This window comes from Pectobacterium actinidiae (assembly GCF_000803315.1).
GTDB classification, from domain to species: domain Bacteria; phylum Pseudomonadota; class Gammaproteobacteria; order Enterobacterales; family Enterobacteriaceae; genus Pectobacterium; species Pectobacterium actinidiae.
This window is the reverse complement of record NZ_JRMH01000001.1, coordinates 740,547-752,619: the sequence shown is the minus strand read 5'-3', so window position 1 is coordinate 752,619 and position 12,073 is coordinate 740,547. Positions and strand designations below refer to the sequence as shown.

Genomic DNA, 12,073 nt, shown 5'->3' with positions numbered 1-12,073 from the left:
ATCCAGCACGATTTACCTCGACACATCAATAAAGAAAGCCTTACTTTCGGCATGAAGTTGGCAATACAGCCCAAAAACACGGGCACAGAGCAACGATGAAATCGCACAGCTTTTTTTCGTGGCCTGATCATCGACAGGTTATGGAAAAACCGGCGCGGTGTTGATCATCGGTGAAATGATTGAATACGCACAGACAGGGAAGTAAAAACACCATGAAAAAAATATCACCACAGACCAACAACGATCATGCAAACACATCCACGGGCTCGCACACGGAAGCAGCAAGACCCGCGTCGTTACCTCGCCGCCGCTTTCTACAAGCTGGGGTTGGTGTGGCTTTCAGTGGATTGTTAGGCCAATTCAAAGGGAATGTCCTCACCCGAGCCATCGCCGCAGTCGTAACAGGCACTATTGCTCCCTCAATTTATGCCGAAGATCGTACCTTCACACATCCCGGCCTATTACATACCGAAGAGGATTTTTCTCGCATCCGAGATAAAATTGCCAGAAAAGAACAACCCTGGACAAATGCCTGGACCCCTTTCATACAGGATGGTTACTCACAGTTAGGGGCAAATCCTCGCGCGACAGAAAACCTCGTGCGCGGCGGTGAGGGACAAAACTTCCCGGTTTTATATATCGATGTACAGCGTTCCTACCGTCTGGCGGTACGCTGGAAGATTACGCAGGATAAAGCCTATGCGGATGAAGCCCTGCGGTATCTCAACGCCTGGTCTTCTACTCTGAAAACTATCACGGGTAACGCAGACCGATGGTTGGCGGCCGGTATCTATGGCTACCAATTCGCTAACGTCGCAGAGATTATGCGTACTTACCCCGGTTGGGCGCGCACCGATTTTGAGCGTTTCCAAAACATGATGCTGACGATCTTCTACCCAATGTCGCGGCACTTTTTGGACGTCCACAACGGTGCAGAGATTACGAACTATTGGGCGAATTGGGATCAATGTGCGATTGCCAATATTTTGGCGATCGGCGTACTATGCGACCGTCCTGAAATCTATCAGGAAGCCATTGGTTATTATAAATATGGTCAGGGAAATGGTGCGGGGATGTTGGCAGTCGCACATGTACATCCTGGCTATCTGGGGCAATGGCAGGAAAGTGGTCGCGATCAGGGACACACGACGTTAGGCATGAGTCTGGGGGTCGCATTCTGCGAAATGGCCTGGAATCAGGGTGATGATATCTACGGCTATGCCAATAACCGCTTCCTCGCCGGTGCCGAATATGTGGCTAAATCCAACCTGACAGACGAAAGTGGTGCCTATTATTCAGTACCGTGGAAAAATTATCGTAATCGCCATGGCCTGATGGAAGGGCTTGGCACCGTCAGTCAGGGAAATAACCGTCCGTGCTGGGAAACCATCTACAATCATTACGCTAAACGTAAGGGAATTTCGACGCCCTACGTTTATAAGTATGTACAGAAGATCACACCGGAGAATGGCGGCGGGGGTGATGGTACGGGTTACGGCACGTTATTGTACACTCGCGATCTGGCCGTCGAGAGTTCAACACTGAAACCAACTGGTTTAACCGCTTATCGCCGTGGCGAAAGCATTGAGCTTTCCTGGTGGGGCGTTGTCGGCGCCACCCGCTATACGCTTGAGCGCTCAACCTCGACGAATGGCGCATTCAGCACCCTCGCTTACGATATTGCCGATCTACTGACCTATACCGATCGAGACATCGCTACCCGCGCAACCCGCTACTACTATCGTGTTAAGGCCGTGGTTAATGGTGGGGAAACACAGGCTTCTGATGTAGTGAGCGTTGCGATTAAGGCGGAAGAAATTTTCCATCTGGCGTTCAATGAAGGTTCAGGCACCACGCTGGCTGACAGCGCGGGAAAATGGGAAGCCAGCACCTTGCACGGTGGCGCCAGTTGGGGAACGGGGCCAGATGGCTCGGGGATTGCACTGGTTTTAGATGGCGTCGATGGCCATGTCAGCCTACCCGGAAAAGTGATGGAGAATGTAGGTGACTTCACCGTCGTTACCCGCTTCTGCGCGGATGACAAACGAACCTGGGCACGCATTTTCGACATGGGATCGGGCACCCGCCGCTGGATCGCCCTATTACCGTACAGCAATCAGGGTAAACCCTCGTTCAGAATATCCAGTTTGCACGGCTACATGATGGAAGCGTTTGAACCCACTACCGAGACATTCCCTGTTGGTCGTTGGGTCACTGTCGCGCTGACCCTGTCTGGTAATATCGGGATTATGTATCTTGACGGAAAAGCAGTCGTGCGGAGTGAAGCGCTAACACTGGCACCTTACCAACTCGGTGAATTGAGTGCCGCCTACCTTGGCCGTTCGCAGTATCCGACCGACCCTTATATGAAGGGACGCTATGACTATTTCAAAATTTACGATGGTGCTTTGAGCAGCACTGAAATTGCGGCACTATCCCGTTAAAGAACAGGTAAACCTTCACCGCATGAGTACATCGAACCTCATGTGGTGATAGCGGCCAATAAACCAGGATCAGGCGTGCTCGAACCAGTCGCTATTCTGTTGCGCAATCGGCGTGATCGAATAGATCATTTCCTGCAAATGCTCACGAATCGCTTTTTCTGCGGCATCGGGATCGCGCGCTTTCAGGGCGCTGAAAATCACGTAGTGCTGCTGAATCAGGCTGAGCGGTGGTGAAACCTGACTTAAGCTGAGAAAACGTACGCGGTCCATCGTCGCTTTAATCGATTCGATGGTTTCCCACGCCAGCGGACAGTTGGCAATCTGCGTCAGAAGCTGATGGAAGCTGTCGTCAAGGCTGAGAAATTCACGCACCTGCTCATTCTGCGCGGCCAGTTCCTGACGGCGTAAGTTGTGCTCCAGCGTCAACAGTTGTTCTTCCGTCACCATTTCTGCCGCCCGGCGCACAATCGCGCACTCCAGCGCCTGACGAATAAAGCGGGCATCTGCCACACGCTGCTCGGAGATCTTCATCACAAACGTGCCGCGCTGCGGCAGGATCTGGACCAGTCCTGCCTCTGCCAGCTTGATAAAAGCCTCTCTGACCGGCTGGCGTGATACATCAAAACGCACAGAAATTTCTTTTTCAGACAGCAGTTTACCCGGTGGAATATTGCATTCCACAATGTCTTTACGCAGTACGCGATAAATTTGCTGATTGACTGGTTCGTTGTTGTTAATTTGAAAAGACGTATCCATGCCGCTGTGTTTACCCAAGAAATTTACCGTTTATGATACATGTTAATTTGGGACTATACTCGCCATACTTACTGCCTGCTATACCCGTCATACTTCAAGCTGCCTGCGCGTTGGCCTCCCTTACGCAACTCGAATTATTTAGGGTATATACGCCAAACTGCACATTCGCCAACGTCTCTTATCCCCCCACCCACACCAGTCAGTGGGAGGATAATGCGAAACAGGATATCTCTCGCCAGGAGTCAGTCTTTCACTAAGCGTGTCTCGTTCAACGGCGACCTGCACTCGACGGGCTTAAGCGCATCCCCTCCATTTAAAAAGACACCATTAGACGCCAATCACACGCTGACATGAGTCAACTACGGCATGAGCAAATTGGGCAAGAACATGACCGTTTGCGGGAAGAAAAATAATACCGCAACGAAAATGATAAACGCCAATAAGTAGGGCACTGAAGCTTTCATAAAATGTACGGTATCACATTTTAAAATCCCACAGACCGTATACATACAAATCCCCACTGGCGGTGTATTCGCTCCTAATAACGTTAACGTAATGAACATAATTCCGAAATGAATAGGGTCGTAACCTATTTCGGTCACAATAGGCAATAATATTGGCGTCAGCAGCAGGACCAGCGGGCTGGCATCTAAAACCATACCAACGACGAGTACCAAAGCAAAAATAAGCAGCATGATTCCTGTCGGGCTTTCCGTAAACTCAGTAATGAACTCAGTCATTGCCTGAGGCAATTGATCCAACACGCTGATATGTCCCAGAATAAAGGCAGCCATAACCAAGAGCATTACGATACCAAGATCGCTTAGCGTTTCAGTCAGCGTATCAAGCATCCCTTGCCAGGTAAGTTCCTTATAAACCAGACCACCAATAATAATGGCGTAGAGAACAATAAATGCCCCAGCTTCTGAAGTAGTAAACAGTCCTAAACGAATCACTACAATGAGAATTACGGGGAACATCAGCGCCCAAAAGCCGCGGCGAAAGCTCACCATAACCTCTTTGAACGTCGGCTTTGACAACGTTTCTGGTTGGATTTTCATACGACGCGCCATGATATAATTCGTTATCATCAGGGTTATCGTCAGCAAAAAGCCCGGAATAATACCTGCAAGGAATAATTTCCCAATAGAAACGTTACCTACAAACCCAAATAAGATTAGCAAGATACTTGGAGGTAACGTAGCGGTGATCAATGACGCAAAAGCGATAACCACAGCGGTATAAGCCCGTGGATACCCCCGATCAATCATAGAGAACCCGAGCATACGCGACTGCATGGACGCATCAGCAACCGCCGACCCCGCAACGCCGCCCATAAGCATGGCGAGCAAGACGTTAATTTGCGCCAACCCGCCGATCATCCAACCAGTCAATAGACGAGCAAAATCCAACAAACGCTCGGTAATACCTGTCCGTGTAAGTAAATTGCCCACAAGAATAAACAGAGGAACAGCAATCATTGGAAATGACTGTGTCGGCGCGGCAAATTTTTGAAAAGCGATACCAAGCGGTAGAAAGTCGGATGTAAAGAAATAGGCTAAACTTGACAGGGCAATAACAAATCCCACTGGCATGCCCATTAACATAAAAACAATAAATAATACACCGGTCAGCCATATCATAGTGAATCACCTCTAATCGATAATGCTCGACTGGATTTAATTTTATCAATCAGTTGCTCAACACAGGTAAACATTATTAATAAACACCCAGTCGGAACTGCCGCACTTAAAAAAACATGATTTATCTCTGAAATAGGTAATACATGTGCTCGTGTATCCCAGGTAAAAAGGTATCCAGAGTAAGTTCCAAAACCAAGAAAGAATATAATCAAAATCCTGTTAACATAATCTATTACATTTTGCACATTTTCAGGCAATCGCTTCAATATAAAATCAATCCCCATATTACGTTGATTGGCCTGAGAATAATGAATAGCGAACATACTTACCCAGGCAAATAAAACCATAGATATTTCTATAGACCAAATAAGTGGATACCCCAGCGCTCGCCCAATCGCCGCTACCAAAATAAGCACCACCATGATTACAAACATAAATTTTGCAATGGCTATTTCTATTTTAATCAATGTTTTCATCTACAGTATCTCACACAATCTCCCGCCATAAAGACGGGAGCAGCACAGAGGTAATGACGCTAATTTATTTGATACCTAGCGCGGATTTGAGACTATCACGTGCGGATTCTAATCCAAGTTTAGCGGGCACATTAGCACAGGCCGTAATAAAAGGACTGAGATCAATCTCTTCCACTTTGGCACCACTTTTTGTCATTTTTTCTAAAACGTTATTACTTTGCTCTATAATTTTTTGGGATGCGAATGTACCTGCATTAACAGACTCCTCATGAAGCACTTTCTGATATTCGGCGGGAAGTTGTTCAAACCATTTACGACCAACAACAATTGACGTCATTAAGTGGTAATGGTTAGTTTTAGTAATATATTTAGCCACCTCATTGAGCTTAGAACCATATAACGCAGTTGGGTGCGCCTCGGCAGCATCCACTACACCAGTCTGAATGGCAGAATAGACTTCGGACCACGCCATCGGTGTTGGCGAGGCTCCCATACAGTTGATTGTTTCTATAACAATAGGGGCATCAGGTACTCTGACTCTGACACCTTTTAAATCAGCCGGTTGTGTGAAAGGTTTTTTCGTAATCATCATACGAGAACCTTGATACCAGTTGAATGAGAGGCTGACCAAACCTGATTTATCCTGCAACTGTGACTCCCATCCTTTAAATAAGGGAGTTGCAACAAATTTTGAGGCTTGCTCATAATTTGACAATAAGAAGGGGGCATTGAGTATTGCCAACTCTGGCACAAATTGCGCCAGCCTGCCGCCATCGGTAAGCACACCAACATTACTTCCTACCTGAGCTTGCTGAATCAATTCCCCATCAGCCCCCAATTGACCACTTGGGAATAACCGCACTCGTACTTTTTTATCCGTGCGTTTTTCAACATTTTTCTTGAACTCTTTAAATCCAGCATAAATCGGATCGTCTGGCGCTAACGCAGTGCTCAAATTGAAATCATAGGTTTTAGCAGCAACGGGAGATAAGGAAAAAAGAGAAACCAATGAGGCAAACGCGATTATCCTACCGATCCCAGACGTTAGAATATGAAAATATTTTCTTTCGAAACCCAAGGTATATTTAGACATATCTCTCTATTCTCCAAAGGAAAAATTACGAATGTAAAAATACCTACCCTGCTATTTTTAACATATCGATGGGTAAAGTACCTTCCTGCCAAGTCAGCATAAAAATAACTTTCCACATCATTACTTAAGGAATATTTATCCTTAAACACCCGCTGGTTAAACCTTATCTAGCAATAATATTTATAATATCGTCATAACCCCCTGATAATAACAATACGATGCACATCACTACCATACAAGTTATTAACATTATTTTTAATCGCCAATTGGTTATTTTGAGATAGTTATCACAAAGACTTAATTGATATTAAAATCAATATTCAATAATAACGCTGTCGCTTTCCCTTAGAGGATAATAGAAGTAAAAAACGAAATTCCTCATAAAATCGACAATTAATATTTCATGTCGTAATAACAACATGTCATGTTATTAAACCTCGATTTTTAATTTATAAGTTCAAGCGGTACTTTTGCCACAACCTTGCGGACGGGCTGCGTTTCTTCTATCTGACACAACGGCGTATGAATATCCCATGGAAATAGCACAACGAAATCACCGCTATGAAGAATGAGTGATTTTTCATTACCCGTCTTACCGTGATAAAAATCATTATCCTGATCGGGATGCGCATCGTCGGGCTGGCGTGATAAGACAGGCTGATACTCCAAAATCTCAGTTCCCGAAATCACAAACTGCACATCAATATTTTCCCGGTGTGTTTCCGCTTTACGGGTTGTCGATAGAGCCGCGTTAGCATGGAAGGTTTTGTAAACGATACCCTGTTCGCGCATTTCACCGTCTGGATGTAGATTGATGTTCAGGCTGCGTAATCGAACTAAAACCTTATAAATTGCCTCAGGTAATTCAGCACGGCTTCTATCCAGTTGCAAAATATGACCAACGATCATTCATTCACCTCTTGCGCCAACTTAACGACTTCAGCCCATACCCCATCATCAACGGGAATGCCTTTGATAAGATTTTCTTTGCGGTTTTTGGCTGAATTTTCTCCGGGGTAATACACCTCGTTTTTGCCTTCCGCGGGCATTGATGACTTAACGTAATCTGCCACGCTGTCAGCCATACGATCGCTAAATTCACTGCCGCCAAGTTGGGCGGGATCGAAGACAATAAAAATCTGGCTAGATCCGGTACAGCTGCCTTTACCAATGTTATCAATCTCATTTGTCGGGTGACCCGCAGACAGTAACGCCGCCATCGCATCTAACAAAACTGCCATCCCAGAGCCTTTCCAGTATCCGGTAGGGAGGATGCGCATAGATTGTTCAATGGGGCCGGGTTCATCGGTTAACGTTCCTTGCTGATCGAAACCTCCAGGGAACGGCAGACGTTCATTTTTAAGCCGTGTAACCTGCAATTTACCGTATGAGTATTGCGACATGGCCATATCTAATACGATCGGTCCTTTTTCTCGCGGCACGGCCATGACAAAAGGGTTATTACCTAAGCGCGTGTTTTTTGCTCCCCACGCCGGCATACACGATTCCGTATTCGTCCAACATATTGCGGCCAGACCTTTTTCCGCCGCTTTCCAGCCATACGCTCCGCCGCGCATCCAGTGCGTGGTGTTACGTAAAGCAACAATCCCTATGCCATATTCATGTGCTATCTCTGACGCTTTTTCAATCGCAAACAAGGCATTAGTGATACCAATACCCTGGTTACCATCGTAGATCTGCATCACGCCCAATGACTTAACCTGTGTAGGCTCGGCTTGAATATCGATCCACCCTTTTTTGACATAATCAATAAACCGAGATACGCGATTTAAGCCATGCGAGTAAACGCCGTCACAGCTAGACTCCGTGTGAATGTGCGCGCAAACATCCGCTTTTTTCTCGCTTAATCCCGCGTTCAGGAATGCATGCTTTACGGTCTCTTTCATGACATCAAAACTAATTCTTTGCATATTTTTCATCTCGCTCTTCAGATCAACATGCCACGATAAACATCACCATGACTGGATAGCTAAAACCACATGGCAACACGCTCTCGGGTTTTGTTCGCATTTGCTCATCACCTTTTCTTCCTGAGAAAGCATTTCCTGTGACTTCCCCTTCCTAACTGATAACCATTGATGATTACTACCATACAAGTACACCAAGATTGATAACTTGAGTCGCCTCACAATTATTAACATTTGCAACATTTATCTAAAACCTAAGGCGGAACTGGAATACATCAATAAGGGCGGCATTCGGGGGGAGAAAAGATGAGGCTACAACGAACAGCGGAAACCACGCCGGATTAACTGTCCGACAGCCGCTAGATTTACGATACTGCGCGTACCCAAGACATTTACCGCCAGCGCTACAGGCTTAACAGGGCAAGTATCATGGTTACCGCAATCATGGCGAGGAGAAATAAAGATAAGCAGAGCAAGGAAGTGAACATTCCCTTGCCCTACATATAGCGATAGGTCAACGTGCTCAGCGGCTACCGCCGTTTTGCCGCTACCCGTGTATCGCCTGCAAAGTTCCCTTCACGCCTTTTTCTAAAAGCATCAGATAATGTTGCGTTACCGTCTCGACAAAAACAGGATTCTTCGGTAAGTCCTCACCAAAAATCGCCGTCAGCGTCAGCAATGCCGCGACGCGGCTTTCGCCTTCCGAGCTGCGTTGCACCGTTTCAGCGATCGCCTCTTTCAGCGGATCGCTAATTTCAATCGGTTTTCCTTGCTCATCCACGCCGCCGACATAGCGCATCCATCCCGCTACGCCGAGCGCCAACATATCAAAACGGCTGCCGCGTGCCAGATGCCAGCGGATCGAATCCAGCATCCGCTGTGGCAGTTTTTGTGAACCGTCCATCGCAATCTGCCAGGTACGGTGTTTTAACGCACGGTTGCGATAGCGATCCAACAGCGCATCCGCGTAGGCGGCGAGATCAACGCCCTGCGTACGCAGCGTCGGTGCCTGCTCATGGAGCATCAGATGATGTGCCGCCGCGACCAGTTCGCCGTCCTGCATGCACTCGCTGATATGTTGATAGCCAGCAAGGTAGCCCAGATACGCCAGAAACGAGTGGCTTCCATTCAGCATACGCAGCTTCATTTCCTCAAACGGCAGTACATCTTGTACCAGCTCCGCACCGGCTTTTTCCCACGCAGGACGACCGTTGACGAAGTTATCTTCAACCACCCACTGGAAGAACGGTTCACAGGCGATCCCCGCGGGATCGGCGACACCCAGCTGTCCCTGAATCGTCTCCAGCGTTTCCCCGGTGATAGCCGGAACAATTCTATCCACCATCGTGGACGGAAAGCTGACGTGCTGTTCAATCCAGCGCGCCAGTTCAACATCCTGCAATGCGGCCAGTTGTACGATCACATTGCGCGTGACGTGACCATTTTCTGGCATATTGTCGCAGGACATCACGCTGAATGCCGGTAGCTGGCGTTCCCGTCTGCGTTTGATGGCAGCCAGAATCACACCGGGCAGGGAGCGTGGTTCTGCGGGTAACCCCAGATCGTGGCAAATCAGCGGATGTTCGGTATTCAACTGCCCCGTCGCCGGATGGTGGCAATAGCCTTTCTCCGTGACAGTAATCGACACAATGGCGATCTCCGGCGCGCTTAGCGCGTCCAGCACGGCGTCGATGCCTTCGACTTCCGCATGCAGCGCGCAGGTTGCGACGCCAATGACCCGGCTATTCCAGCCGCTGTCCGCCATTTCGGAAACCGACCACAGCAAATCCTGCTGGCGAATGGCTTCAATCTGCTGCTCGCCGCCAATCAGGTTGATTTCGCAATAGCCCCAGTCGCTCCCGTGCTCCGTCGCCAGCTTATCGGCACAAACCGCCTGATGCGCCCGGTGGAATGCGCCAAAGCCAATATGCGCAATACGTGTTTTTAGCAGGCGTCGGTCGTAACCCGGCACCACAACCTGCGGTTTAAGAGTGGAAAATTCACTGATACTCATCGTTATCCCTGATAGCTGATTCAAAAAATACGTCAACTGCTGGAAACCTGAGAGGAACGGGGATAATGGGTAGATCGTAAAGACGCTGTGAATACATCCCTGTACGCTCGGATTGCGCGAATATGAATCTCATCCATGAGATTCACCCTTTCAGGGCCGTCGCAAGCAACGTTCAAAAACGTTCCTGACGTTTTTGTCCATGGCGCAAACGCTTTACTCTTCTATCCCATTATCCCCGTTTTCGCTCCGCAAACAGGCGCGCTTTGGTGTTCTGTTATGCTGCGTCGTCTAATGCATCTAAGTCACGGTCTTTCACTTCCGGCATACAGATAGCCGCAAATAAACCGATCGCAGAATACACGATCAGCATCACGACAATCGGCCACCAGGAACCGGTCATGTTGCAGAAAATACCCGCTAAGACCGGACCAAAACCAACGGCAACCAGGCCGCCCGTTTCTTTGGCAATCGCCATTTGCGTAAAGCGACTGCGTCCACCGAATATTTCCGCCATGGTGATATTCTCCAGCGCAAATAATCCCAGCACCGCGAAGTTATGAATAATGATAATACTGACGACAATCACGTTAACGCTATTCTCTTTATCGACAATAAGAGAAAGCATCGGGTAGGCTAACAATATCGCCGAGATATTCAGAATAATATAAGGTACGCGGCGACCAATTTTATCTGAGAGCCAACCTAATAATGGAATGGTGATAAAACCAATAATGGAGCTGATCATCAATGCATCGGTAGGAATAGCTTTATTGAATAAGAGCGTTTGGACTAAATATCCCGCGAGGAAAGTCTGAATTAACCCTGAATTTCCTGCCTGTCCGAAGCGTAATCCCGTTGCCAGCCAAAACGCCTTGCTTTTGAACATGGACAGTACTGATTTTTGCTCGCTTTGCTCAACCACCAGAGTCGGTGACGGCGCTTCAGTACCAGAGACATCATTACTGACTTTTTCAAAAACCGGGCTTTCTTTCAGGTTCATACGCAGCCAGATCGCGAAGACCATCACAACTACGCTGGCCAGGAACGGTACACGCCAACCCCACGCCAGTAGCTCTTCTCTCGAGAGGGCAAAAAACATGACGGCCCAGATAGCCGTAGCGCTGAGCGTGCCACAGTTGGTACCCATTGCCACCAGTGACGAAATAATCCCGCGTTTTCCTTTCGGCGCGTATTCAGCCAGCATAGTACCGGCACCGGAAATCTCGGCTCCCGCCCCTAATCCCTGCACGATACGCAAGGTCACCAGCAAGATCGGCGCGAAAATACCAATCTGTGCGTAGGTCGGTAGCACGCCAATTAACGTGGTACAGATCCCCATCATGGTAATAGTGATAAAAAGCACTTTCTTTCTGCCGATGGAGTCCCCCATACGACCGAAAATAAAGGCACCGACAATACGTGCGACATAGCCTGCGCCGTAGGTTCCCATTGCCAAAATCAGCGCCATCGCTGCCGATTGTTCAGGGAAGAATATTTCATGGAAAACCAATGCCGCACCGAGAGAATATAGTTGGAAATCCATAAATTCTAATGCGGTGCCCAGCCAACCGGACACCGCCGCTTTGACTAAATCCTTGGTACTTCTTACAGGCTTATCTTGTCCAGATGCTATTTGCGTATTCATATATACTCTCGACGATTTGTAATTATGGTAGAGCACAGTAAGTAAAATTACCGTTCATCATGGTGTCGCAATCC

Annotated in this window: 9 protein-coding genes; 1 reads left to right on the top strand and 8 read right to left on the bottom strand. The window is 47.8% G+C overall.

Annotated features, from left to right (window positions below; all coding sequences use genetic code 11):
• The first annotated feature begins 212 nt into the window (after positions 1-212).
• The gene (locus tag KKH3_RS03175; protein ID WP_052201282.1) at positions 213-2,444 is read left to right on the top strand and encodes a LamG-like jellyroll fold domain-containing protein; all 2,232 of its coding nucleotides are present in this window, start codon (positions 213-215) and stop codon (positions 2,442-2,444) included.
• A 69-nt stretch (positions 2,445-2,513) separates the two neighbouring features.
• Here KKH3_RS03175 and KKH3_RS03170 read toward each other — a convergent pair whose 3' ends face one another.
• From KKH3_RS03170 to KKH3_RS03135, 8 genes are all read right to left on the bottom strand, one after another.
• Positions 2,514-3,200 carry a GntR family transcriptional regulator gene (locus tag KKH3_RS03170; protein WP_039362069.1) on the bottom strand — a complete coding sequence of 229 codons (687 nt, stop codon included), beginning with the start codon at positions 3,198-3,200 and terminating at the stop codon, positions 2,514-2,516.
• A gap of 359 nt (positions 3,201-3,559) precedes the next feature.
• Positions 3,560-4,843, bottom strand: coding sequence for a TRAP transporter large permease (locus KKH3_RS03165; protein ID WP_039355672.1), 1,284 nt, complete (start codon positions 4,841-4,843; stop codon positions 3,560-3,562).
• The gene (locus tag KKH3_RS03160) at positions 4,840-5,319 is read right to left on the bottom strand and encodes a TRAP transporter small permease (protein ID WP_039355669.1); all 480 of its coding nucleotides are present in this window, start codon (positions 5,317-5,319) and stop codon (positions 4,840-4,842) included. Before KKH3_RS03160 ends, KKH3_RS03165 begins: the two co-directional genes overlap by 4 nt.
• Before the next feature lie 64 nt (positions 5,320-5,383).
• On the bottom strand, positions 5,384-6,412 hold the full coding sequence (locus KKH3_RS03155; RefSeq protein WP_052201281.1) for a C4-dicarboxylate TRAP transporter substrate-binding protein: 1,029 nt from the start codon (positions 6,410-6,412) through the stop codon (positions 5,384-5,386).
• A 444-nt stretch (positions 6,413-6,856) separates the two neighbouring features.
• Positions 6,857-7,321, bottom strand: coding sequence for a NanQ anomerase/TabA/YiaL family protein (locus KKH3_RS03150; RefSeq protein WP_039355666.1), 465 nt, complete (start codon positions 7,319-7,321; stop codon positions 6,857-6,859).
• Positions 7,318-8,343, bottom strand: a complete 1,026-nt coding sequence (gene yiaK, locus KKH3_RS03145; protein WP_039362063.1) for a 3-dehydro-L-gulonate 2-dehydrogenase — start codon at positions 8,341-8,343, stop codon at positions 7,318-7,320. The genes KKH3_RS03150 and yiaK overlap by 4 nt, the downstream gene beginning before the upstream one ends.
• A gap of 544 nt (positions 8,344-8,887) precedes the next feature.
• Positions 8,888-10,354: a mannitol dehydrogenase family protein gene (locus KKH3_RS03140; protein WP_039355663.1), complete on the bottom strand. Its 1,467-nt coding sequence runs from the start codon at positions 10,352-10,354 to the stop codon at positions 8,888-8,890.
• A 274-nt stretch (positions 10,355-10,628) separates the two neighbouring features.
• Positions 10,629-11,999, bottom strand: coding sequence for an MFS transporter (locus KKH3_RS03135; protein WP_039355660.1), 1,371 nt, complete (start codon positions 11,997-11,999; stop codon positions 10,629-10,631).
• Positions 12,000-12,073 lie beyond the last annotated feature (74 nt).